The sequence below is a fragment of the Curtobacterium sp. NPDC089689 genome (genome assembly GCF_044749145.1).
In the GTDB taxonomy this organism is placed as follows: domain Bacteria; phylum Actinomycetota; class Actinomycetes; order Actinomycetales; family Microbacteriaceae; genus Curtobacterium.
Genome location: NZ_JBIVHJ010000002.1, coordinates 411,350 through 434,860 on the forward strand (window position 1 = coordinate 411,350; position 23,511 = coordinate 434,860).

General features: G+C 71.9%; 23 protein-coding genes, 1 pseudogene and 1 riboswitch. Of the genes and pseudogenes, 11 read left to right on the forward strand and 13 right to left on the reverse strand.

What is annotated here, in order from left to right; translation table 11 throughout:
• The first annotated feature begins 197 nt into the window (after positions 1-197).
• Positions 198-331: riboswitch (FMN riboswitch) on the forward strand.
• 81 nt (positions 332-412) lie between these two features.
• From ACIPYW_RS10205 to ribH, 3 genes and pseudogenes are all read left to right on the forward strand, one after another.
• On the forward strand, positions 413-1,099 hold the full coding sequence (locus ACIPYW_RS10205; RefSeq protein WP_400413033.1) for a riboflavin synthase: 687 nt from the start codon (positions 413-415) through the stop codon (positions 1,097-1,099).
• Positions 1,099-1,761, forward strand: a pseudogene (gene ribB, locus ACIPYW_RS10210) (3,4-dihydroxy-2-butanone-4-phosphate synthase); the annotation flags it as partial. The gene ACIPYW_RS10205 and the pseudogene ribB, both read left to right, overlap by 1 nt.
• 35 nt (positions 1,762-1,796) lie before the next feature.
• A complete protein-coding gene (gene ribH, locus ACIPYW_RS10215; protein WP_400413035.1) occupies positions 1,797-2,276 on the forward strand; it encodes a 6,7-dimethyl-8-ribityllumazine synthase in 480 nt (159 codons plus the stop codon).
• A gap of 278 nt (positions 2,277-2,554) precedes the next feature.
• Here ribH and ACIPYW_RS10220 read toward each other — a convergent pair whose 3' ends face one another.
• The 5 genes from ACIPYW_RS10220 to ACIPYW_RS10240 all read right to left on the reverse strand — a co-directional run bounded on the left by ACIPYW_RS10220 (position 2,555) and on the right by ACIPYW_RS10240 (position 6,752).
• The gene (locus ACIPYW_RS10220) at positions 2,555-2,725 is read right to left on the reverse strand and encodes a hypothetical protein (RefSeq protein WP_175329491.1); all 171 of its coding nucleotides are present in this window, start codon (positions 2,723-2,725) and stop codon (positions 2,555-2,557) included.
• 66 nt (positions 2,726-2,791) lie between these two features.
• Entirely contained in the window at positions 2,792-3,340 is a 549-nt protein-coding gene (locus ACIPYW_RS10225; RefSeq protein WP_290131175.1) for a TetR/AcrR family transcriptional regulator, read from the reverse strand.
• Between the two features lie 123 nt (positions 3,341-3,463).
• Positions 3,464-4,387, reverse strand: a complete 924-nt coding sequence (locus ACIPYW_RS10230) for a carbohydrate ABC transporter permease (protein WP_400413037.1) — start codon at positions 4,385-4,387, stop codon at positions 3,464-3,466.
• Positions 4,384-5,451, reverse strand: a complete 1,068-nt coding sequence (locus ACIPYW_RS10235) for a carbohydrate ABC transporter permease (RefSeq protein WP_400413039.1) — start codon at positions 5,449-5,451, stop codon at positions 4,384-4,386. Before ACIPYW_RS10235 ends, ACIPYW_RS10230 begins: the two co-directional genes overlap by 4 nt.
• On the reverse strand, positions 5,448-6,752 hold the full coding sequence (locus ACIPYW_RS10240; RefSeq protein ID WP_400413041.1) for an ABC transporter substrate-binding protein: 1,305 nt from the start codon (positions 6,750-6,752) through the stop codon (positions 5,448-5,450). Before ACIPYW_RS10240 ends, ACIPYW_RS10235 begins: the two co-directional genes overlap by 4 nt.
• A 241-nt stretch (positions 6,753-6,993) precedes the next feature.
• Here ACIPYW_RS10240 and ACIPYW_RS10245 point away from each other — a divergent pair, with 241 nt between their 5' ends.
• The 5 genes from ACIPYW_RS10245 to ACIPYW_RS10265 all read left to right on the forward strand — a co-directional run bounded on the left by ACIPYW_RS10245 (position 6,994) and on the right by ACIPYW_RS10265 (position 13,187).
• Positions 6,994-9,069 (forward strand): aldo/keto reductase, encoded by a 2,076-nt coding sequence (locus ACIPYW_RS10245; RefSeq protein WP_400413043.1) that lies wholly within the window; start codon positions 6,994-6,996, stop codon positions 9,067-9,069.
• Positions 9,048-10,139, forward strand: coding sequence for a LacI family DNA-binding transcriptional regulator (locus ACIPYW_RS10250; RefSeq protein WP_290131180.1), 1,092 nt, complete (start codon positions 9,048-9,050; stop codon positions 10,137-10,139). Before ACIPYW_RS10245 ends, ACIPYW_RS10250 begins: the two co-directional genes overlap by 22 nt.
• A gap of 225 nt (positions 10,140-10,364) precedes the next feature.
• A complete protein-coding gene (locus tag ACIPYW_RS10255) occupies positions 10,365-11,888 on the forward strand; it encodes an MFS transporter (RefSeq protein ID WP_400413045.1) in 1,524 nt (507 codons plus the stop codon).
• Positions 11,889-11,996: 108 nt separating this feature from the next.
• Complete coding sequence (locus tag ACIPYW_RS10260; RefSeq protein WP_400413048.1) at positions 11,997-12,527, forward strand: flavin reductase family protein; 531 nt, start codon at positions 11,997-11,999, stop codon at positions 12,525-12,527.
• Between the two features lie 45 nt (positions 12,528-12,572).
• Entirely contained in the window at positions 12,573-13,187 is a 615-nt protein-coding gene (locus tag ACIPYW_RS10265; protein ID WP_058725055.1) for a superoxide dismutase, read from the forward strand.
• Positions 13,188-13,297: 110 nt separating this feature from the next.
• Here ACIPYW_RS10265 and ACIPYW_RS10270 read toward each other — a convergent pair whose 3' ends face one another.
• Entirely contained in the window at positions 13,298-13,873 is a 576-nt protein-coding gene (locus tag ACIPYW_RS10270; protein WP_400413051.1) for a hypothetical protein, read from the reverse strand.
• A 142-nt stretch (positions 13,874-14,015) separates the two neighbouring features.
• Between ACIPYW_RS10270 and ACIPYW_RS10275 the strand changes: the two genes are divergently transcribed.
• Positions 14,016-14,990, forward strand: coding sequence for a carbohydrate kinase family protein (locus ACIPYW_RS10275; RefSeq protein WP_400413054.1), 975 nt, complete (start codon positions 14,016-14,018; stop codon positions 14,988-14,990).
• Between the two features lie 14 nt (positions 14,991-15,004).
• Here ACIPYW_RS10275 and ACIPYW_RS10280 read toward each other — a convergent pair whose 3' ends face one another.
• The 5 genes from ACIPYW_RS10280 to upp form a co-directional block, all read right to left on the reverse strand.
• Entirely contained in the window at positions 15,005-16,417 is a 1,413-nt protein-coding gene (locus ACIPYW_RS10280; RefSeq protein ID WP_400413057.1) for a serine hydrolase domain-containing protein, read from the reverse strand.
• Positions 16,414-17,763 carry a cryptochrome/photolyase family protein gene (locus ACIPYW_RS10285; RefSeq protein ID WP_400413060.1) on the reverse strand — a complete coding sequence of 450 codons (1,350 nt, stop codon included), beginning with the start codon at positions 17,761-17,763 and terminating at the stop codon, positions 16,414-16,416. Before ACIPYW_RS10285 ends, ACIPYW_RS10280 begins: the two co-directional genes overlap by 4 nt.
• On the reverse strand, positions 17,760-18,242 hold the full coding sequence (locus ACIPYW_RS10290) for a MarR family winged helix-turn-helix transcriptional regulator (RefSeq protein WP_400413063.1): 483 nt from the start codon (positions 18,240-18,242) through the stop codon (positions 17,760-17,762). Before ACIPYW_RS10290 ends, ACIPYW_RS10285 begins: the two co-directional genes overlap by 4 nt.
• Positions 18,243-18,600: 358 nt before the next feature.
• A complete protein-coding gene (locus tag ACIPYW_RS10295) occupies positions 18,601-19,368 on the reverse strand; it encodes a winged helix-turn-helix domain-containing protein (protein WP_400413065.1) in 768 nt (255 codons plus the stop codon).
• A 494-nt stretch (positions 19,369-19,862) separates the two neighbouring features.
• Positions 19,863-20,498, reverse strand: a complete 636-nt coding sequence (gene upp, locus ACIPYW_RS10300) for a uracil phosphoribosyltransferase (RefSeq protein WP_400413068.1) — start codon at positions 20,496-20,498, stop codon at positions 19,863-19,865.
• 76 nt (positions 20,499-20,574) lie between these two features.
• On the opposite strand from upp, the gene ACIPYW_RS10305 reads away from it, so the two are divergent.
• Complete coding sequence (locus ACIPYW_RS10305) at positions 20,575-21,006, forward strand: nucleoside deaminase (RefSeq protein ID WP_290134207.1); 432 nt, start codon at positions 20,575-20,577, stop codon at positions 21,004-21,006.
• Between the two features lie 58 nt (positions 21,007-21,064).
• Here the strand turns inward: ACIPYW_RS10305 and ACIPYW_RS10310 are convergent, their stop codons facing one another.
• Complete coding sequence (locus tag ACIPYW_RS10310) at positions 21,065-21,439, reverse strand: hypothetical protein (protein ID WP_290131189.1); 375 nt, start codon at positions 21,437-21,439, stop codon at positions 21,065-21,067.
• Positions 21,440-21,504: 65 nt separating this feature from the next.
• Positions 21,505-22,461 carry a cation diffusion facilitator family transporter gene (locus ACIPYW_RS10315; RefSeq protein WP_290131190.1) on the reverse strand — a complete coding sequence of 319 codons (957 nt, stop codon included), beginning with the start codon at positions 22,459-22,461 and terminating at the stop codon, positions 21,505-21,507.
• 60 nt (positions 22,462-22,521) lie between these two features.
• Between ACIPYW_RS10315 and proC the strand changes: the two genes are divergently transcribed.
• Positions 22,522-23,352 carry a pyrroline-5-carboxylate reductase gene (gene proC / locus ACIPYW_RS10320; RefSeq protein WP_400413072.1) on the forward strand — a complete coding sequence of 277 codons (831 nt, stop codon included), beginning with the start codon at positions 22,522-22,524 and terminating at the stop codon, positions 23,350-23,352.
• Positions 23,353-23,511: the final 159 nt, after the last annotated feature.

Genomic DNA, 23,511 nt, shown 5'->3' on the forward strand with positions numbered 1-23,511 from the left:
GGGGGGGGGGGGACCGGCCCCCCCGGGCGGGCCGGGGGGGGGGGGGCCCCCGCGGGGGGGGGGGGCGCCCCCCCCCCCCCCGGGGGGGCGGGGGGGCGGGGGGGGCCCCCCCCCCGCGCCTCCAGGCCGCTGCGTGTCACGCGAGGAAACCGGCGCAACCGGACCGTCATGCGGGTGGGGTATCGTTCCCGGTACGCAAGCGCTCCGGGGTCGGTGCAAGTCCGAACCGGTGGTGACAGTCCACGAACTGATGACGGGTGCGAACCCGGCAGAGGTTGACCTGGTGGGATTCCAGGACCGACGGTGAAAGTCCGGATGGGAGGAAGCGCTGGCGGGCAGGTCGACCGTGTCGACCCGTCCGCCCGTGTCGACGACCGTCGAGCACACCCGGAGTCCCGTTGAGAGGACACCAGTGTTCACCGGCATCATCGAGGAACTCGGCACCGTCACCGCCGTCGAGCAGCACGGCGACTCCGTCGCGCTCACCGTCCGCGGTCCGCTCGTCGTCGCGGACGCATCGCACGGCGACTCCATCGCCACGTCCGGCGTCTGCCTGACCGTCGTCGAGCAGACCCCCGACACCTTCACGGCCTTCGTCATGAAGCAGACGCTCGACATGAGTGCCCACGGCGCACTCGTCGTCGGTGACCGCCTCAACCTCGAGCGCGCCGCGTCGGTGGGGGACCGCCTCGGCGGCCACATCGTGCAGGGGCACGTCGACGGCACGGCGACCGTGCTCGAGACGTCCGACGGCGACGGCTGGCGGCGCGTGCGGTTCTCCCTCGCGCCCGAGCTGAGTCCGCTCGTCGTCGACAAGGGGTCCATCGCGCTCGACGGCGTCTCCCTCACGGTGAGCGCGGTCTCGGCGGAGGACACCGCCCCGGACGCCGCGTGGTTCGAGGTCAGCCTCATCCCGGAGACGCTCGAGGCCACCACGCTCGGGCTCCGCGTGCCCGGTGACCGGGTGAACGTCGAGACCGACGTGCTCGCCCGGCACGTCCGGCGCATGCTGCGGCTCGACGCCGCGGCGACGGCCGCCGGCGCTGCTGTGTCGGCCGGTGCTGCCGGCGCGGCGAACCCCGTCCTGGAGACGCGGTGATGGTCACGCACGCCACACCCGTCGCTGCGTCCGGCCCCGGCGAACACCGCGTCCCCGGTCTGTCGAGCATCGACGACGCCGTGGCCGCCATCGCGTCCGGCCGCCCGGTCATCGTCGCGGACGACGAGCACCGCGAGAACGAGGGCGACGTCATCCTCGCCGCCGAGCTCGCGAGCCCGGAGTGGATCGCCTGGACCGTGGCACACTCGTCCGGGTTCGTCTGCGCACCGGTGTCCGCGGAGATCGCCGACGCGCTCGACCTGCCGCCGATGGTGGCGCACAACGAGGACCCGCGCGGCACCGCGTACACCGTCACCGTCGACGCGGCGTCCGGCATCACGACCGGGATCAGCGCACACGACCGCGCCCGGACGCTGCGGGTGCTCGCCGACCCGGCGTCCGTCCGGTCCGACCTGCACCGCCCAGGCCACGTCGTGCCGCTCCGCGCCCGCCCGGGTGGCGTCCGCGAACGCGCCGGCCACACCGAGGCGGCCATCGAACTCGTGACCGCTGCGGGCCTGCGCCCGGCGGCGGCGATCTGCGAGATCGTCGACGAGGACGGCAGCATGATGCGGCTGCCGCGACTCGTCGAACTCGGGGCGCGCGAGGGCGTGCCCGTCATCACCATCGCCGCGCTCGTCGAGTGGCTGGACGCGGCCGACCGGGCGGGGAAGTCGCCCACGGAAGGAACGACACGATGAGCGGAGCGGGAGCTGCGGAGCGCGGCCACGTCGACGGCACCGGGGTGCGGGTGGCGATCGTCGCCGGGCAGTGGCACGACGTCATCGCCGCGGGACTCCTCGCGGGGGCGCAGCGCGAGGTCGAACGGCTCGGTGCGACGGCGACCGTGATCCCCGTGCCCGGGAGCTTCGAACTGCCGGTCGTCGCGAAGTCGGCGCTCGAGTCCGGGTTCGACGCGGCGGTGGCGCTCGGCGTCATCATCCGCGGCGGCACCCCGCACTTCGAGTACGTGTCGGACGCGGCGACGAGCGGCCTCACCCGGGTCGCGATCGAGACCGGGAAGCCGGTCGGCTTCGGGGTCCTCACCCTCGACGACGAGCAGCAGGGCATCGACCGCGCGGGGCTGCCCGGGTCGAAGGAGGACAAGGGCGCCGAGGCCGCGCACGCTGCGATCGCGACCGCGGTCACGCTCCGGTCGCTGCGCGTTCCTGCCTGACTCGTCCGCACCCGGGTGGCCGGGCGCCCTCGCGCCCTCGCGCCCCGCGCGGCGCTGCACAACCAAAGACACCCCGCACCGCGTAGCGACGTGGTTCGGGGTGTCTTTGGTTGTGCGGCAGCCGGCAATCCGTGAGCGAATGGCCAGTGCCCAGCGGTCCGCGCGCGGACGGGAGCCGAGTGGCGGATCCGAACCGTGCCTCCAGGCCCGTGCGCGCAGCGGAACGACGACGGCCCCGCACCGATGGGTGCGGGGCCGTCCGTGTTGTGCGGAGGTGACTACCGCTTGCCGAACACGTGGATCGGCAGGAAGAACGAGATGCACATGAGGATCAGGCCGCCCATGAAGACGAAGGCCTGACCCGACGCGACCTGGAACGCGAAACCGAACAGGTACATCGACACCAGCAGCAGCAGGATCGAGAAAACAGCGGCGATGACGCGGCCCACGGTGGTACCTCCGGAATCAGCGGGTGATGCAGTCGCCAGTCTATCCCCAGGAGCGCGGGTGCTGGTTCACGCCGCGGGCTTCGTCGCGATCAGGCGGTCGACGACGGCGAGCAGGGCCTCCATGTCGACGACGCCGCGGGTCGGCCGGACGTCCGTCGTCGCGCCGAGCGAGGCCTGGTGGTACAGGCCGTCGCCGAGCAGCTTGACGGCCTGCGCGGTCGGCTCGTCGCCGAGCTCCTCGACGAGGGTCTCGAGCCAGGCGTTCTCGGTGTCGTCGAGGGTCCGACCGGCCTCCTCGTACCCGGCCTGCTGCAACCGGCTCGCTGCGAGCAGGGCGAGGTCGAGCTCGCTGCCGACCCACTGGCAGTTGCGGACGAAGTAGCGGGCCACGCCGTCCTCGGCCTCGCGCATCCGCTCGACGTCGATGTGCGACAGGTCGGAGAGTCGCTCGCACAGCCCCTCGACGAGAGCGGCCTTCGAGCCGAAGTGGTAGAGCAGTCCGCCCTTCGAGACGCCGGCGCGGGCGGCGACGGCGTCGAGGGTCGCCGGACGCTCGCCTTCCTCGCACACGATGGCGACGAAGCTGTCCAGGACACGATCGCGGGCGCTTGCCATGCCGGAAGTCTGCCATGCGCGGGACCGGGCGGCGCGCACCGGTCGCGCGGCGGCCGGGGGCGCACCGTCGCCGGGCAGCGCGCAGGCGCCGTGGGCCATCCTCCACGGCGCCTGCGGGTCGGGTCAGCCCTTGAGTGCTCCGGCGGCGATGTTCGCGATGAAGTGCCGCGAGCCGATGATGAACACCCCGATGAGCGGGAAGACGCTGATCACCGCGCCCGCCATCACCGAGCCGAGGTCCGTCGCGTTCACCGAGCTGAGGGAGGCCAGCGCCACCTGGAGCGTCTGTCCCTTCGGGTCGATGAGCACGATGAGGGGCCAGACGTAGTCGTTCCACGAGCTGATGAACGTGAAGATGCCGAGGAAGGCGAGGCCGCCGCGGAGCATCGGCACCGCGATCGACCACCACGTCCGGAAGAACCCGGCACCGTCCACCCGCGCGGAGTCGATGATCTCGTTCGGGATCGACCCGGTCGCGAACTGCCGGAGCAGGAAGATGCCGAACGCGTTCGCCGCCCCGGGGACGATGAGTGCCTGGAGCCCACCGATCCAGCCGAGGTGCGCCATGAGGACGAAGCTCGGCACCAGCGAGAGGCTCCCGGGCACGAGGAACGTCGCGAGCATGACGGTGAAGAGCGACCGTTTGAACGGGAACTCGTACTTGGCGAACGCGAACGCCGCGAGCGAGTCGAACAGCATCACGAGCACGGCCGTGGCCCCGGACACGAGCACGGTGTTGCCGAGCGCGCGGAGCATGTCGACGCTGCTGAACACCGTCGCCAGGTTCTGCATCGTGTGGTCGCTGAACCAGAGCGAGGGCGGGTAGCCGAAGATCTGCGCGTTCGACGACGTCGACATCACGAGCAGCCAGTAGAACGGGAAGATCGACAGCACGACGCCGACGATCAGGCAGAGGTGCGTGACGAGCCGTCCGACCCAGCCGTGCTTCGGCCCACGACGGTGGTCGTCCGGGCGGTCCGCGGCGGCGTTCGGTCGGCCGAGGGCCGCCGCGGTGTTCGTCGTGCTCGGTGCGGTGTCGGCGCTCATGCGTGGTCCTCCTTCGAGGCGGTGGTGGCATCGGCTCGGCCGGACGTCGCCGGAGCGAGGGTGCGCGCGGTGCGCAGCCGTCGCGGTGTCTTCAGCCCGTCGCGTTCACTGAGCAGGCGCCAGTTGATGATCGCGAAGACCACGGAGAAGAAGAACAGCACCCAGGCGATCGCCGAGCCGTAGCCGAAGTCGAACTGGTTGAAGGCCTGGTCGTACTGGTAGAGCACGATCGTCATGCCGGCTTCGTCTGGTCCGCCGACGGCCTGGCCCTGGAACAGGATCTGCGGCTCCGTGAAGAGTCCGAGGCCGCCGATCGTCGACGTGATCACGGTGAAGAGGATCACCGGTCGCAGCATCGGGATGGTGATCCGGGTGAAGATCTGCCAGGTGTTCGCGCCGTCGACCTTCGCGGCGTCGTACAGCTCCGTCGGGATCGACTGCAGTCCGGCGAGGTAGATGATCGCGTTGTACCCGGTCCACCGCCAGATCACCATGACGGCAATCGTGACCTTGACGCCCCAGTACGTCGAGAGCCACCCGACCGGGTCGGCCCCGACGGCACGCAGGGCGGCGTTGACGAGCCCGAACCCGTCCGAGAACACCGACCCGAAGACGATCGCCATCGCGACCATGCTCGTGACGTTCGGGATGAAGAACGCGACGCGGTAGAAGCCCTTCGCCCGGATGTTGCCGTGCAGCAGGAACGCGAGCACGAGCGCGAGGAAGAGCATCGGGACCGTCGAGATGATCCAGATGATGAACGTGTTCGAGACGGCGTTCCAGAACCGCGGGTCGCCGAGCAGGTACTGGTACTGCGCGAACCCGACCCACGCGGGGGAGCCCACTCCGTCCCAGTCGGTGAAGGACAGGACGATCGAGAACACGATCGGGAACAGCCCGAACACCAGGAACAGCACGTAGAAGGGTGCGATCGCGACGTACTGCGGCCAGAAACGGCGGAGGCCCGACCGGCGCCCGGCCGCCGCGGTCGAGATCGACGAGGTGGGCGTGCCGCCGACGGTCGGGTTCGCCGTGGTCGCGGGTGCTTCACGGGTCGAGGTCATGCCGCCACCCCCCGCTTCGCGAGGACCCGGTCGGTCTGGTCGACCGCGTCCCGCCACGCCCGCTCGGGGTCCTTGCCCGTCGACTCGACGTTCGTGATCTCCGTGGCGAAGGCTCCGATGAAGCGCTCGCGGTTCGAGATGTAGGTCACGGGCACCTCCGGTGCGGCATCGCTGAAGAAGTCGAGCGGGTCCTGGTCGCCGAAGTAGTCGCCCGGGTTCCGCATCAGGCCGTTGGAGAACGACGCCGGGGTGGAGGGGAAGAGCTGGATGTCGTTGTAGGTGTGCGACTGGATCTCGGGCTGCGTGATCCACTTCGCGAACGCGACCGCGGCCTCCGGGTCCTTCGACGACTTCGGGACCGCGAGGAACGAGCCGCCGCTGTTGCCCGGCCGTTCCGGCTGCTTCGCGATGCGCCACTTCCCGGACAGGTCTGGTGCGGTGTCGTGGATGATCTGCGTCCACCAGGCGCCCTCGATCTGTCCGGCGACGCGGCCCGCCACCCACCCGGCGTTCTGGTCCGTGCCGGACTGCAGGTTGCCCGTGATGCCGGCGTGGATCGACTCGACCGCGTTGTCCCATGCCTTCCGCACCGAGCTGTCGTCGCGCTGGTACAGCGGCTCGTCGTCGCGGTCGAAGTACCGGGTCGGGCTCGCGGCGATGAACTGGTTGAAGAGCTGCGTGGCGGTGATGATCGTGGCCGCGCCGGTCTTCTGCTTGATCTGCTTGCCGAAGTCCCGGAAGTCGGCCCAGGTGCGGATCGCGGCGCCGACCTCGTCGGGTCCGGTCGGCAGGTCGGCCTTGCGCAGCACCTCCTGGTTGTAGAAGAACCCGGTGGGTCCGGTGTCAACGGGCCAGAAGCACTGGCGTCCGGACGGGGTGCGCCCGAGCGAGAGCTTCCAGTCGTAGTACTCCTCCTGCTCCGCAGCCGTCGGCCGGAAGTCGGTGAAGAGCTCTTCGTCGGGGAAGTAGAGCCAGCAGTTCGAGTTGATCATGAGCACGTCCGGGATGAACGCGTTCCCGGCCAGCGCCGTGCGGAACTTCGTGTCGTACGAGGCACCGCCGATGAGGTCCGGTCGCAGCCGCTTCGCTCCCTGCCCGGGGATGCCGCCGGCCGCCTGGCGGAGGAACTTCGGGTCGAGTGAACGGTTCCAGTACCAGAGGACGAGTTCGTCGGGGTCCTTCGAGATCGCGGTCCCGGTCGAACACCCCGCGAGGAGTGTGGTGGTGGCGAGTGCCCCGAGGGCTCCTGCGCCGGCGAGGAACCCCCGCCTGCTGAGACGGACGGATGGTGCTGCTGTCACGGACGACCTGCTCTCGTCGTTGAGATTGCCGGACACCCCGGCGGCGCGCTCGTCGGGCAGCGGCCGGCGCACGGGTACTCATCGTCGAGACCCGTGCCGAGCGTTCGACCGTGAACGCTCACGAAGTGCTCAGAGCATGCTCTCCGCGACACGCCGTGTCAAGCATCCTCGGCATTGTGCCGTGGCGGAGATCGGGCTAGCGTCGCTGCGACCGTGAAGGTTCACGACGAACAGGATCCGCATGTCAGCGCAGACCGCGACCCCCACCTCCACCCGCACGCAGGAAGGGTGGGCCGTCCTCGGACCCGGTGGCATCGCGCGCCGGTTCCTCTCCCAGCTGCCGGCGAGCGGGAACGGCGTCACGGGTGACGTCGACCCGTCGGTCGGCGGCGTGCTCGTGGCCGCCGGGAGCAGCGACCCCGGCCGTGCGCGGGCGTTCGCGGACGAGGCTGCCGAGCACGGCTTCGCCGACGTGACCGCGGCCGGCTACGACGAGGTGCTCGCCGATCCGCGGGTCGACGCGGTGTACGTCTCGACGGTGCACACCGGGCACGCACACCTCGTGCTCCGCGCCCTTGCTGCCGGCAAGGCGGTCCTCTGCGAGAAGCCCCTCGCCCCGAACCACGGCACCGCGATGGCGCTCGTCGACGCCGCCCGCCAGGCGGGGCTGCCCCTGGTCGAGGCCTACATGTACCGCTTCCACCCGCAGACCGCTGCGCTCCGCGAGCTCGTGCGTGACGGCGCGATCGGCGACGTCACCCACGTCGACGCGTCCTTCGCCTTCCGCGCCGGCTTCCGTACCGGGCGCCTGTTCGACGTCGAGACCGCCGGTGGCGGCATCCTCGACGTCGGCGGGTACCCGGTCACGATGACCGCGGCCGTCGTGCAGGCGGCGACGGGCGTCGCGGTCGCGGAACCGACCGAGCTGACCGCGACGGGGACCCTCGGGCCGACGGGCGTCGACGAGTGGACCACGGCGCACCTCACGTACCCGTCCGGCATCACCGCGGTGGTCCGGACCGGTGTGCGGGTGCAGGACGAGAACGCCGTGACGGTGTACGGCACCCGCGGCCGGATCGTGCTGACGGACCCGTGGACCCTCGGGGACGACCCGACGATCGAGGTCCGCACCGTCGACGAGGAACCCCGCACGCTCTCGTTCGCCGGTGCGGCGCCGTACGCGCTCGAGGCCGACGCCACGACCGCCGCCCTGCGCGACGGACGCACCGACACCCCGGAGATGACGACCGACGAGTCGCTCGCGACCGCCAGGACCCTCGACCGCTGGCGCGAGGCGATCGGCCTCCGCTACCCGTTCGAGGCCGAGGACGCCGACATCCCGACGGTGAGCGGCGAGACGCTGACCGTCGCGGCCCACGAGCCGGACCGGGCCGACAACCCGATGCGGTACGGGGAGATCGCCGGGGTCGGCAAGCGGCTGTCCCGACTCGTGATGGGTGTCGACAACCAGCTGAACCTCGCCCACGCGAGCGCGATCTTCGACCACTTCGTCAGCCGCGGCGGCAACGTCTTCGACACCGGCTACATCTACGGCGGCGGCACGATGGAGGGCCGCCTCGGGAAGTGGATCCAGAACCGCGGCGTCCGGGAGCACGTGGTCGTCATCACGAAGGGCGCCCACACCCCGTACTGCGACCCGGAGTCACTGACGCGGCAGCTGCTCGAGAGCCTCGATCGCCAGGGCACCGACTACGCGGACATCTACATGATGCACCGCGACAACGAGGACGTCCCCGTGGGGGAGTTCGTCGACGTCCTCGACGAGCACCGCCGCGCCGGCCGCATCCGGGTGTTCGGCGGTTCGAACTGGAGCCTTGCGCGCTTCGACGAGGCGAACGCCTACGCGGCGGCGAACGGCAAGCACGGCTTCGAGGTGCTGAGCAACCACTTCGGCCTGGCCGAGGCGTACGACGTGCCGTGGGCGGGCTGCCGCCACGCGACCGACCCGGAGTCGAAGCGGTGGCTCGAGGAGCGTCAGGTCCCGCTGCTGCCGTGGTCGTCGCAGGCCCGTGGGTTCTTCACCGGCCGTGCGGCGCCGGAGGACACGAGCGACGCCGAGCTCGTCCGCTGCTACTACTCGGACGAGAACTTCGAGCGACTCCGTCGCGCCCGGGAGCTCGGTGCGCAGTTCGGGGTGCCCGCGACGGCCATCGCCCTCGCGTACGTCCTGAACCAGCCGTTCCCGACGTTCCCGCTCTTCGGACCGCGTACGATCGCGGAAGCCCGCTCCTCGATGCAGGGCCTCTCCGTCGACCTCACTCCCGAACAGGTGGCATGGCTGGACCTCCGCGACTGACCGATCCGCAGCACGCCGTGGGTGCGCCGGACCCGTCCGACGCGCCCGCGGCACCTGCGACGCAGTCGTCGCCCGCGGCTCCCGGGACACCGTCACGGGCCACGATCATCGACGTCGCCGCCGCCGCCGGCGTCTCCCGGCAGACCGTCACCCGCGCGATGAACGGGATGTCCGGGATCAGTGCCGCCACGAAGGAACGGGTGCTCGCCGTCGCCGAGCAGCTCGCGTACCGTCCGTCCCGCTTCGGCCGCGGCCTCGTCACGGGCGGCGACCACCAGCTCGGCCTGGTCGTCAACGACCTCCGGAACCCCTACTCGCCACAGCTCGCGTCCGCCGTGTACCGCCTCGCGGCCGAGCAGGGGTGGAACGTCATGCTCGCCGACACGACGCTCGCCGGGGACGCCGACCGCATCGTCGCCGCCCTCGGCAGCCAGACGGACGTCGTCATCGGGTACCTCGGCAACCGGCGCGAGCGGTGGACCGCGCTCCTCGGCTCCGTGCCCATGGTGGAGCTCGACCCGTCCGCCGACCCGCCGACGGCCGCCGTGTGGATCGACCCGGCGGAGTCGATCGAGCAGCTCGCCGACCACCTCGTCGCGACCGGCGTCCGACACCCCGTGGTGCTCGACAACTCCGAGCCCGGACGGCCGAGCGCGCGTGGCGCCCTGATGCTCGACGCCCTGCACCGGCGCGGGTACCTGCCCGAGCTCGTGCACGGTCCGCACGGCACCGCGGAGTGCGGCGCGGAGGAGACCACGAAGGTGCTCGCGCGCCGACGCCGGCTCGACGCCGTCCTCGCCTTCAACGACGTCATGGCGCTCGGGGTGCTCCAGGCGTGCCGACGCGCAGGCCGCGACGTGCCCGGCGACGTGCGCGTCGTCGGGGTGGACGGGTTGCCGCTCGGTGCGCTCGTCTCACCGACGCTGACGACACTCGCGGTCGACCTCGATGCCGTGGCGCGGGAGGCCCTCGACCTAGCGCTCGGGATGCTCGCGGGGGAGCTGCCGCGCAGCGGCGCTGCCGTGCAGCGCACGGTGCGGCACCGGCTGCTGGTGCGCGAGAGCGCGTAGCCGGTCGCGCGAACGCACGCCCACCACGCACCGGCCTGGAGGCCCGTGGCGGGCCCGCACCGTGCCTCCCGGCCGCTTGTTGGTTGCATTTGCAACCAACACCGTCCAGACGGTACACTTACGGAGTCCTGACGAGGCGCGTGTCGATCTCCGCGCCCCGTCCCGGACCACCCCCACCGAAGTGCCGTCGACCTGGTCCGGCTCGAAGTCCTCCAGGAGTCCTGCGTGTCCGCTCTGCTCACCAGCTCGGTCCCCACCGTCGCCACCGGCAGCCGCGCCCGACGGTTCGCCGCGCTCGCCGTGCTGATGCTGCCCGTGCTGCTCATCTCGGTCGACAACACCGTGCTGAGCTTCGCCCTCCCGTCGATCAGCCGCGCCCTCGACCCCGACGCCACGACCCAGCTGTGGATCGTCGACGCCTACCCGCTCGTCCTCGCCGGCCTCCTCGTCGTGATGGGGAGCATCGGCGACCGGATCGGACGACGCCGCATCCTGGTCGTCGGTGCCACCGGCTTCGCGCTGCTGTCCGTCGCGGCCGCCTTCGCCACCGACGCCTGGATGCTCGTCGCCGCCCGGATCGCGATGGGCGTGTTCGGTGCGATGCTCATGCCGGCGACGCTCTCGATCATCCGCAACGTCTTCACGGACGCGGGGGAGCGGCGGATGGCGCTCGCCGTCTGGTCGACGATGTTCGCCGCCGGCAACGCGCTCGGACCGCTCGTCGGCGGGGTGCTCCTCGCGCACTTCCCCTGGGGCAGCGTGTTCCTCGTCGCCGTGCCGATCCTCGTGCTCATGCTCGTCGGCGTGCCGTTCTTCGTCCCGGAGTCACGCGACCCCGCACCCGGGCCGGTCGACGTGCCGAGCATGCTGCTGTCCCTCGGCGCGCTCGGCCCCGTCGCCTGGGCGATCAAGTCGGTCGTGCACCCGGAGGAGCGGGGGCTCGCGATCGCGATGCTCGCGGTCGGCGTCGTGTGCGGCATCGCCTTCGTCCGCCGGCAGCTGCGCTCCCGCACGCCCATGCTCGACCTGAGGCTGTTCCGCAGCACGGCGTTCACCGGGAGCGTGCTCATGAACCTCGCGGCGATGTTCTCGCTCACCGGGTTCCTGTTCTTCATCGCGCAGCACCTGCAGCTCGTGGCCGGGCTCGACCCGTTCACCTCGGGCGTCGTGCTCATCCCCGGTTCCGTGCTCACGATCGTCGCCGGCCTCGTCGTCGTGCCGATCGTCGCCCGTGTCGCGCCGCGCTGGGTCGTCGCCGTGGCGCTGCTGTTCTCCGCGGCCGCGTACGCGATGGTCGCGGTCCTCGGACACCACGCCACGGTGGTCGCCCTCGGGTTCGCCTTCGTGCTGCTCGGCATCGGGATCGGCGCGTCGGAGACGGTGACGAACGACCTGATCATCTCCACCGCTCCCGCCGACAAGGCCGGTGCGGCGTCCGCGCTCTCGGAGACGGCGTACGAGATCGGGGCCGTGCTCGGGACGGCCGTGCTCGGGACGATCCTGGCGACCGCCTACCGTGCCCACGTGGCGGTGCCCGACGGGCTGTCCTCCACCGCGCACACCGCAGCGCAGGAGACCCTCGGCGGAGCGGTCTCGGCGGCCGCTGACCTCGGCGGCTCGGCCGGCGAGGCGCTGCTCGCCTCGGCCCGGGCAGCGTTCGACTCCGGCGTGACGATCACCGGTTCGGTGGCCGCGGTGCTCATGGTCGTCGCCGCGTCGGGTGCCGTGGTGATGCTGCGCCGTCGGTAGCGCGCCACACGGCGCGCCCGGGATCGTCGGAACCTGTGAATCGTTGACCTCAACCCCGGTTCAGGTCCTACGTTGGGACCTGGCCGCGATGCATGCGGTCGACCCCCGATGACAGGAACGACCACGACCACGATGCCCGACGCGCCCGCGAACCTCGCCGAGGCCTACAAGTCCGCCTTCCGGGGCCACCCCGCCGGCGTCGCCGTGATCACCGCCGAGGGGCCCGACGGCCCGACCGGGCTCACGGCGTCAAGTGTCGCGAGCGTGGCGATCGACCCGCCGGTCCTCGTCTTCTCGCTGTCGACCAACTCCGGGTCCGCCGGCGTCGTCCTCGGCGCCCCGATCTTCGTCGTGCACCTCGTCGACTCGCTCGGCGTCGCGCTGGCGAAGCGGTTCGCGAGCACCGGGAGCCCGGCCGCGGACGACCCGATCTGGGGCACGCTGCCCTCGGGAGACCGCTACCTGCCGGGTGCCGCGACCGCGCTCCGGTGCCGGCCGCTCTCGACGACGCCCATCGGATCGTCGACCGTCGTGGTGGCCGAGGTCCTCGACATCGTCGTCGGCCTCGAGCGCGGCGAGCCGCTCGTCTACCACAACCGGGAATTCCACTCCCTCACCGACCGTTCCCGGCTCTCGTGAGCCGCGGGGCACCGTTCCGCCAACCACCGATCGAAAGGACCTCACATGGCTGAGTACACCCTGCCGGAGCTGCCGTACGACTACGCGGCGCTCGAGCCGCACATCAGCGGCAAGATCATGCAGCTGCACCACGACAAGCACCACCAGACCTACGTGACGGGCGCCAACACCGCGCTCGAGCAGCTCGCCGAGGCACGCGAGTCGGGCAACCTGGCGAACGTGAACAAGCTCGAGAAGGACCTCGCGTTCAACCTCGGTGGCCACGTCAACCACTCGATCTTCTGGACCAACCTCGGCCCGGACACGAAGGTCCCGGAGGGCGAGCTCGCCGCGGCGATCGACGAGTTCTTCGGCTCGTTCGAGAAGTTCCAGGCGCAGTTCACCGCCGTCGCGACCGGCATCCAGGGTTCCGGCTGGTCGGTGCTCGCGTGGGACCAGGTCGGCCAGAAGCTCACCACGTTCCAGCTCTTCGACCAGCAGGCCAACGTGCCGCTCGGTGTCGTGCCGATCTTCATGCTCGACATGTGGGAGCACGCCTTCTACCTCGACTACCTCAACGTCAAGGCGGACTACGTCAAGGCCGTGTGGAACATCGTCGACTGGGAGAACGTGGCCGCGCGCTTCGCGAACGCGAAGTCGCAGAGCTTCGTCACGCTCTGAGTCGTGTGCAGCGGGTCGCGTGACGCGACCCGGAGACGGACGGGAGGGACGGTGCCGGACGGCACCGTCCCTCCCGTCCGTTGCACGTTGCGCGGAGTCGTTGCTCCCCGCTACGCGACGGGCAGCTGCGCTCCGGAAGCGAGCCGGTCGGCGATCGCGCGGAGCGCGCCGTCGACGTCGGTGCCGTCCGGGTCGACGAGCGCTGCCCACTGCACGCCCCGTGCGGCGCAGACCGCCTCACTCGCTGCCCGTTCGGCGTCGTCAGTCGCGTAGCCGTGTGCCGTGCACCACGCGGCGACCGCGGCGAGGTGGCCGTGGTGCACGAGACGCTCGCGCTCCCGCCCGTCGAGGGTCTCGACCGCGCCGAGCTCGAACGTGAGCCGTGCGGCGAGGAACCGATCACGGTGCCCGAGCCCGCCGAACACCGCGACCAGCCAGTGGCGGAGCGCGCCGGGGCCCGCGTCGGGCACGAGGCGGAGGTCGGCGAGGTCGCGGTCGAGGTGCTCGACGACGGCGTCGATCAGCGCTTCCCGTGAACCGAAGTGGTACACGATCGGGTACGCGCTCGTCCCGAGGACCCGGCCGAGGCTCCGGACCGAGACCGCCTCGAGCTTGGTGTCGTGCAGGTGCTCGGTGACCTTCTCGATGATCGCGGGCTTGAGCGTGGGATCGGGCTTCCTGGGCACGGGGTCCTCCGGGACTGCTGGCACGGCCGCCGTGTGCGACCACAAGAAATATTACCGTACGTGCGATGCATTCAACTCAGCTGAGCCTGAGTGATCCGCGAGAAAAGAGGAGCAAAGCTCGTGTCCACGTACACTAGGGCGGATGTCCACGTCCCACGAGCACGCTGTGCCGCCACGAACGCCCGCACCGGGGCGGGCGCAGCCTGCTGACCGAGGACGGCGTCGGGGCGCCGGGAAGCGCTTCCTGGTCGTCGGTGACGTCCTCGACGGCATCCTCGTGCACACCACCGCTGACGCCATGGGCCTCCACGACCCGGCCGCCACCATCCGCCACCGCGCGGTCGGCGCCGGCGGGAACACCGCGACGTGGTTGGGGTGGCTCGGTGCCGAGGTCGACCTGGTGGCACGCGTCGGCGTCGACGACGTGCACCGACACGAACGAGGACTCGAGGACGCCGGTGTCCGTCCGCACATCCGCTACGACGCTCGTGCGAGCACCGGGACCGAGGTCTCCGTGCGGAACCGGAACGGGCGCACGGCGATGTCCGACCCGGCGGCCGCGGGCCTCCTGTCAGCGGCCGACGTGCCGCCCGACCTGGTCGCCCGCGCGGACATCGTGCACCTGACCGGCGCGGGCATGCTGTCCGGTGGCGGGGTGGACCGGCTCGCGGAACTCGTGGCGTGCGCCCGCTCCGGACCGGCCCGGGTGTCGCTCGACCCGTCGTCGCCGTCGGTCGTCCGGGCGCTCGGTGCCCCGGCGTTCCTCGAAGCCCTGTCCGGGGTGGACGTGCTGTTCCCCGGACGTGAGGAGACCCTGGCGCTGACGGGAGCCGCCGACATCCGTGAGGGTGTCCGGCGGCTCACCGAACACGTCCCGCTGGTGGTCGTGACCGTCGGAGCGGACGGCGCCGTCGTGGGGCGGCCGGGGCGGAGTCCACAGCGGGTGGCGGCCACACCGGCGACGGTCGTCGACACGCTCGGGGCGGGGGACGCCTTCGCCGCCGGGTTCCTCCGCGCCTGGGCGACCGACCCGGTCCGGATCGGGTCGGCCGCGCGCGAGGGCGGACGGGTCGCTGCACGGGCGCTCGGCTTCGTCGGCGGTCGTCCGCCGGTCTGACCTCCGGTCGCTGCTCAGGCCTCGTTGGGCTCGGCCGTCACCGTCATGGTCTGCACGAGGCCGGCGGCGAGCGGCGCGAGTCGGATCTCGACCCGGAGCCGACCACTCGCGCCGGGGAGCCACCACCGCAGGTGTGTCGGCGCGACCGAGCGCTCCTCGACCGGTGCCGCCGTGAGGTCGGCGCCGACGGCAGCGGCGGCCTCGGCCAGGTGTCGACGCCGGCGCTCGTACGGCTCGTCCAGCGCGACGTTCGGCGAGAGGATCCGATCGGCGAGGGTGTCGTCCCAGCCGGCGAGCAGGGTGGAGACGTGGCGCTGCGCCTCCCGGGTCTGCGGGAGCACCGCGACGTCGGCCGTGCGCTCACCCTCGCGCGCGTCGAGCAGGAGGTCGAGGGCCTCGGTGGCGGCCTGGGACACCTTGGCCTGCGTCGCGTTCTCGAAGGCGACGACGCCGACGCCGTGCCGGGTGGACCAACGCATGTGGGCGGAGAAGCCCGGGTACCCGCCGGAGTGCGAGGCGATCGGACCGTGACGGTCGTCCTGCTCGACGAACAGCCCGAACCCGTACGCCGTCGCACGGGTCGAGCCCGGGACGACGACGGGCGGGACCACCCGCATCGCCTGCTGCATGAGCCGTCGATCGGCCGGTGCCACGGGCCCGGGCTCGGGCCGGTCCGCGAACGCCGACGCCAGGTGACCACCCCACCGAGCCAGGTCCGAGACCGTCGAGTAGAGGCCGCCGATGGAGGAGAAGGCGCCGGGGCCGGTCAGCGGCAGCGGCTCCCAGGTGCCGGCGTACGGCCGGACCCCGGTCACGACGAAGCCGTTCGAGTCCTCGGCGCAGAACACCGTGTCGTGCAGGCCGAGTGGGCGGAGCACCCGGTCCGTCGCCGTCACGGTGTAGGACTCGCCGGACACGACCGCGACGACCCGACCGAGCAGGGCGTACCCGAGGTTCGAGTAGGCGAACCCGGTGCCGGGGACGCTGTCGAACAGCAGCCCGTCGGCCAGCACCGCGTCCAGCTCGTCGTCGCTGATGGACTCCTGACGGTCTGCCCAGGGGTCGTCGGTCGGGAACCCGGCGGACATCGTCAGCAGCATCCGGACGGTGGGCACCGGGGAGTGGGTCGTCGGGAGTCCGACCGCGCGGAACGCCGGGACGAAGTCGGTGACCGGGGCGTCGAGGTCGAGCCGGCCGTCGGCGACGAGGGTGAGCAGGGTCGCCGCCGTCACGCTCTTCGTGCACGAGGCGATCCGGAAGACCGTCGAGGCATCCGGCGCGGTGCCGTCACCGCGGTCGCCGTGGCCGCCCCACGCCACGAGTCCGCTCGGGTCGAAGACGCCCCAGACCGAGCTCGGGGCGACGCCCCGCGCGACGCGGTCAGCGAAGACGGCGTCGACCCGGGAGAGGACCTCCGCCGTGGTCACGATCGACGCATCCGGTCGTAGGCGTCGAGCGCGCGCTGCCGGGTCTCCTTGAGGTCGACCATCGGCTCGGGTCGGTCCTCGTCCGCGGGCACCCACCGCCGGACGTACTCGCGGTGCGGGTCGAAGCGCTCGAGTTGGCGCTCCGGGTTGAACACCCGGAAGTACGGCGCCGCGTCGAAGCCCGACCCCGCCACCCACTGCCAGTTGCCCGGGTTGTTCGCGGCGTCGGCGTCGACGAGGGTGTCCCAGAACCACTGCTCGCCGACGCGCCAGTCGACCAGCAGGTTCTTCACGAGGAAGCTGCCGGCGGCCAGCCGGACGCGGTTGTGCATCGCGCCGGTGTGCCAGAGCTCGCGCATGCCGGCGTCGACGAGGTCGAAGCCGGTCGTCCCGGTCCGCCACGCGTCGAGCTCGGCGTCCGAGGCGTCGCGCCACGGGAAGCCGTCGAACTCGCGGCGGACGTTGACCGTCGCGATGTCCTCGCAGTGGAAGTACTCGTTCCAGTTGAACTCGCGCCACGCGAGCTGCCGGAGGAACGCCGGCGCCTGCTGCCGCTGCGACGGCTCCATCTGTCCGTGCAGGCGGTGCCACACCTGGTACGGGCTGATCTCGCCCCAGCGCAGGTGCGGGGAGAGGCCGCTCGTGGCGTCCATCGACGGTTCGTCACGCTGGTTGTAGTCCTCGAGGGCGTGCTCCACGAAGTGCTCGAGGCGACGGTGCGCACCGAGCTCGCCCGGGGTCCAGGCGTCGCGGAGTCCGGCGGCCCAGTCCGGCTTCGTCGGCAGGAGCGCCCAGTCGTCGAGGTCGTCGCCCGTGACGTCCGCCGCAGCCGGGAGGTCGCGTGGCTTCGGGAGCGGGTGGCGGGGCTCCGGCATCGCCTGGACCGCGCGCCAGAACGGCGTGAAGACCTTGTACGGCTCGCCCTGGCCGGTCGTGACCGTCCACGGCTCCCAGAGCAGGTTCGCGGCGAAGCTGTGCGCCTCGACGCCGTGGTCGTGGAGGGTGGACTTGATGCCGGCGTCGATCTCGCGCTCGGCGTGACCGTAGCGGCGGTTCCAGAACACCGCGTCCGCCCCGGTGTCCGCGACGAGGGCGTCGACGACCGCGGCAGCTGCACCGCGCCGGAGCACCAGTCGGGAACCGCGCTCGCGCAGTGCGTCGTCGAGGGCGGTCAGTGAGTGGTGGAGCCACCACCGCGCCGCAGCGCCGATCGACCGGACGCCGGGGGACTCGTCGTCGAGGACGTACACGACCGTCAGTGTCCCGCCGTGGTCGATGCCGGCCCGGAGCGCCGGGTTGTCCGCGAGTCGGAGGTCGTCGCGGAGCCAGACGATCGCGCCGGTCACACGGAGGCCGTGTCGGGAGCGGAGCGTCGTGCGGGGATGCCGGTGCCTGCCGCGCGGCGCACCTTCGTGCAGAGCTCGGTGAGGGTGCGGAGCTCGACGTCGGTGAGTCCGGCGCCGAGCTGCGCGGCGATGCTCGCGGCGTGCTGGACCGCGACCGCGCGGTAGACGTCGAACCCGTGCGCAGTGAGGGCGACGTAGACGCCGCGTGCATCGGTGGGGTCGGGCTGCTTCTCCACGATGCCGCGCGAGGCGAGGCGGTCGACGAGGCGGCTCACGCTCGGCTGGGTGAGGAGGAGGTGGCCGGTCAGGTCACGCATCCGCGACCGTCGACCCGGCTGGGTGGAGAGGTTGAAGCAGACGTCGTACTCGTTGAACGAGATCTCGCCGCCGGGGAACTCCGCGTTGAGGTTCCGCATCACCTGTACCTGGGCGCGGAAGAGGGCCTCCCACGCCGTGACCGCAGTGGCCTTGTCGCTCACCTTGCTGCTCCCTCCGGTCCGTCGCCCAACCCTACCGACGACGCCCGACAGACGGACGAGGGCCTTACCCGATGGGTGCAGCTCCGGAAAGCACGAGGGCCGGCCGCCTTGTCGGCGCCCGGCCCTCTCCCTTGCACGATGGGTGCAGCTCCGGGAAGCACGAGGGCCGGCCATCCGAAGACGACCGGCCCTCTCCCTTGCACCAAGAGTGTCCTGCAATCACATTCCACAGGCGGTGCCACAGCAAACACTGCCTGCAGGAACGACTGTATAACGAAGCGGTAACGGCGCGCTAGGCCACGCGTGCTCCGTTCGCTGCGAGTTCACCAAGAGCGGTCGATGTCCTCGCCGAGAGGCCTCAGAACAGGTCGGGCGACGGCGTCGACGCGTAGCGGACCGCGACGTCGGCGTGGCGGTCGAAGCGGTAGCCGACGCCCCGGACGGTCCGCACGATCTCCTCGAACGCGCCGAGCTTCGACCGCAGCCGGCGGACGTGCACGTCGATGGTGCGCTCGTTCGGTGTCTCGTCCTCGCCGTCGGACCACAGCCCGTCGATGATCGCCGAGCGGTCGACGGTCCGGCCCTCGCGGAGCACGAGGAACTGCAGCAGCTCGAACTCCTTGTAGGTCAGCGGTGCCGGCTCGCCGTCGAGCGTGACGCGCTTCCGGGAGATGTCGATCACGACGCCGGTCTCCTCGGGCTCGGGCTTCTCGGCCTGCTTCCGGGCGGCGACGGCGGAGCGGTCCTGCAGGGCGAGCCGGACGACGTCGACGTCACGTCCACCGGAGCCCTCGGCGGCGACGGCGACCGCGGCGTAGGTCTCCGACGTCGGCACGAGCTGCGCCGTCAGGGCCTTGAGCTGCTCGACCACGGCCGCGAGCGTCGTGCCGGCCGCTGCTGCCTTCGCCTCGTCGATCCCGACGTAGAGGGCGAAGCCGCGGGCCTCGGTGCCCTCGGGCAGTGCGCGGTTGCGCTGCGGGGCGACGACCGGGCTCGTGGGCACCGGGCTCGCCTGCGGGGTCACGGGCTGGCGACGGGGACGCAGCGGCGTCACCGTGCCGAGGTCGGTCGGTGCGGGTGCCGACGTGCGGAGCGGGGTGCGGGGCTGGGCGATGGTGAGCGACATGGCTGGTTCTCCGGGAGGAAGGTCGCGGTGCTGCGGTGGTGCGACCGGTGTCGAATGCGTCGGCCCGGGTACGGCGGTGTGCCGAGGATTCCCCGCGGTCCTGCTGCGGACCGGGGAGCCCGGGAGTGCGGGGATCGATCGCGTCGGACGCCTGGCGTCGTCGACGTGGTCGTCACCCGGGGATCACGCCTGCGCGACGGGGGTGGGGTCGCGGGGGATCCGGCTGGAACGGGTGCCGATCAGGCACACATTCGACAACGCATGACCGACATCGTCGGCATCATCATGCCGATGGTCCCCTGTGCCTCGATGAGGACGCGGGCGGACACGGTTGCAGTCATGGCACGAGTATGGGTGGGATACCAACGCGGTGTCAACCGTCCGACCGGACGGTGCGTTCCGCGTCGGTGACCCCGGAACGGACTGGAGGCACGGTGCCAGCTGCCACCGTGCCTCCAGTCCGTCCATCGGTCGCGGATGCGACCGGGGGTCGTCTACTCGGCCAGACCGTAGAGGCGGTCGCCCGCGTCGCCCAGTCCGGGCACGATGTAGCCGTTGTCGTCGAGCTTCTCGTCGAGCGCGCCGAGCACGATCGAGACGTTGCGGTCGCCGACGGCCTGCTCGACGGCGGCGAGGCCCTCCGGAGCGCCGAGGATGCACACGCACGTGACCTCTTCCGCCCCGCGGTCGAAGAGGAAGTCGATCGCGGCGGCGAGGGTGCCACCGGTCGCGAGCATCGGGTCGAGCACGAAGCACTGCCGGCCGGAGAGGTCGTCCGGCAGCCGCTCGGCGTAGGTCTGCGGCTCGAGGGTCTCCTCGTTGCGGGCCATGCCGAGGAAGCCGACCTCGGCCGTGGGGACGAGCTTGACCATGCCCTCGAGCATGCCGAGCCCGGCACGGAGGATCGGGACGACGAGCGGGCGGGGCTTCGCGATGGCGACGCCCATGGTGTGCGCGACCGGGGTGTCGATCGGCGTGGCGGTGACCCGGACGTTCCGGGTGGCCTCGTACGCGAGGAGCGTGACGAGCTCCTCGGTCAGGGCGCGGAACGTCGGCGAAGGGGTCGTCCGGTCGCGGAGCACCGAGAGCTTGTGCGTGATGAGCGGGTGGTCGGCGACGTGGACTCGCATAGGGTCGAGCCTACCGTGCTGCCGACTGCCTGGAGGTCCCGTGGAAGCACCCGCCGCCCGCCCGTGGGTCGCCGCGATGGAGGCCGCCCTCGCCGAGGCCCGCGCGTGCCTGGCGACCGGGGACGTCCCCGTCGGCGCGGTCGTGGTGGACGCCGCCGGGGCGGTCGTCGCGACCGGGCGCAACGAGCGCGAGGCCCGGCAGGACCCGACCGCGCACGCCGAGGTGCTCGCGCTCCGGGCAGCGGCCGCGGTGACGGGGGACTGGCACCTCGAGGACTGCACGCTCGTGGTCACGCTCGAGCCGTGCGTCATGTGCGCCGGGGCGGTCCTCGCCGCTCGGGTGCCCCGCGTGGTGTTCGGCGCGTGGGACCCGAAGGCCGGCGCGACGGGGAGCGTCTACGACGTCGCGCGTGACCGTCGGTTGCCGCACCGGTCCGAGGTCGTCGGCGGGGTGCTCGAGGCGCCGTGCGCGGCCCTGCTGGACGACTTCTTCGGCGCGCGTCGCTGACACCGGCCCGCCGGGCCAGCAGGCCGTCGGGTCGCCGGGCCGCCGGGCCGTCAGGTCGTCACCAGATGACGGCGATGAGGACGTTCACGATCGCGAGCGCACCCGCGGAGTGGAAGAACGGCAGGGCGGCCTTGTCCTTCGCCTGCCCCGCATCGGCCCGCTTCTGACGAGCACGCGCGACGAACGCGAGCACGAGCGCGACGAGGGCGATGACGAGCTTGACCCCGAGCTTGGCGTGGTTCGCACCGCCGTCCGTCGTCGCGTCGATCAGCCCCATGAGGCCGAGGCCGGTGACGAGCTGCACGACGAGGCCGATCACGATCCAGTTCGTCTCGAAGCCGCCCTTGCGCCGCACCTGGAACAGGAACGAACCGATCACCGCCGCGAGGCCGATGAAGTGGAGGATGAGCAGGACGTCACGGAGCGCGGTCATGCAGCCATCGTGCAACATCCGACATTCGGGCCGCCAGCAAGGGCACCCTCAGTCGACGAGCCCGCTCAGTCGGCGGCGCGGAGGACGATCGCCTCGGTCGGTGGGCGCGGCCCGGTCCGGAGCACGTCCGGCTCGACGTAGATCACCCGGGCGATCGGGACGGCCTGGCGGACCCGGTGCTCGACGGTGTCGATGCCCGCCGCGACGTCACCGAGCCGTCGGTCGCCGTCGACCGCGACCTTCACGCCGACCATGAGCTCGTCCGGGCCGAGGTACAGCGTCTTGATGTGGATGATCGCCTCGACCTCGGGGCCGTCGAGCACGGCCTCCTTGATCCGTGCGACGTCGGCGGCGGTCGCGCCCTCGCCGACGAGCAGGCTCTTCGTCTCGACGCCGAGCACCAGCGCGACGGCGATCAGCAGCACCGCGATGAGGATCGTGCCGATCGCGTCGAACACCCCGTTGCCGGTGATCGCGGTCAGGCCGACGCCGAACAGCGCGAAGACGAGGCCGGTCAGCGCCGCGGTGTCCTCGAGCATGACGACCGGGAGCTCCGGCGCCTTCGCCCGTCGCACGTACTGCACCCACGACAGCGAGCCCTTGTTCGGCCGTGCCTCGCGGAGTGCGGTCCGGAGCGAGAAGCCCTCCAGGCCGATCGCGATGACGAGTACGAGCAGGGGGAGCCACCAGCTCTCGAGCGGGTGCGGGTTCCGCAGCTTCTCGATGCCCTCGTAGAGCGAGAACACGCCGCCGACCGAGAACAGGACGATCGACACGACGAACGCGTACACGTAGCGCTCGCGGCCGTAGCCGAACGGGTGCTCCTCGTCCGCGGCTCGTCGGGCACGGCGGCCGCCGAGCAGCAGCAGGAGTTGGTTCGCGGAGTCGGCGAGGGAGTGCACGCCCTCCGCCAGCATCGACGCCGAGCCGCTGATCGCCGCCGCGACGAACTTCACGATCGCGATGCCGACGTTCGCACCGAGTGCGGCGAGGATCGCCTTCGTGCCTCCGGAAGCGCTCACGGGTACCCCTTCAGTCCTGGCCTGACTGACGATCCTAGGCCGTCGGTATGGTCGGGGGTCATGACCATCGAACTGCCCCGCACCGCTCTCCTCGGCGTCGGCTCCATGTCCGGCGCGGTCCTCGACGGGCTCCTCGCCGCCGGGCTCGACCCGTCGAACGTCGTCCTCACGACGAAGTCGGAGGAGTCCGCGGCGGCGCACCGTTCGCGGGGTCTCGACGCACACGCGAGCGACACCGAGCCGGACGCCAACCGTGCTGCCGTCCGCGGTGCGGGACTCGTCGTCGTCGGGGTGAAGCCGTACATGATCGCCGACCTGCTCGCCGAGGTCGCGGAGGACCTCGCGCCGGGGACGGTCCTCGTCAGCGTCGCCGTCGGTACGACCATCGCGAGCATGGAGGCCGCGGTGCCCGAGGGGGTCCGGGTCGTGCGGGCCCTGCCGAACACGCCGATCGGTGTCGGGCGCGGCGTCACCGGGATCAGCGCGGGCGACTCGGCGGACGAGGACGCCGTCGCGCTCGCCTCCTCGGTCTTCTCCGTGTCGGGATCGGTGATCGAGGTGCCGGAGTCGCAGCTCGACGCGCTCTCGGCGGTGTCCGGGTCCGGCCCCGCCTACGTGTTCCTGGTCGTGGAGCAGTGGCAGCGAGCGGCCGAGGAGCTCGGGTTCACGCCCGAGCAGGCCGCGACCATGGTGCAGGGCACGCTCAGCGGCGCGGTCGCGCTCCTCGAGTCGTCCGACCGGACCCCGGCAGAACTCCGCCGCGCCGTGACGAGTCCGAAGGGGACCACCGAGCGCGCGGTCGCCGTCCTGCAGGACGCCGACCTCTCGGCGACGCTGCTGCGCGCGTCGCGCGCGGCGATCGCGCGGGCCGAGGAGATCGCGGCCGGCTGAGGCGGGTGCCGTGGTCGCGACCACACGGCGGCCGGGGGGGGGGGGGGGGGGCCCGCCCCCCCCCCCCCCCCCGCCCCGGGCCCGGGCGGGGACCCCCCCCCCCCCCCCCCCCACCCCCCCCGCCCCCCCCCCCCCGGCGGCCGGGGGGCCGGGGGCGCG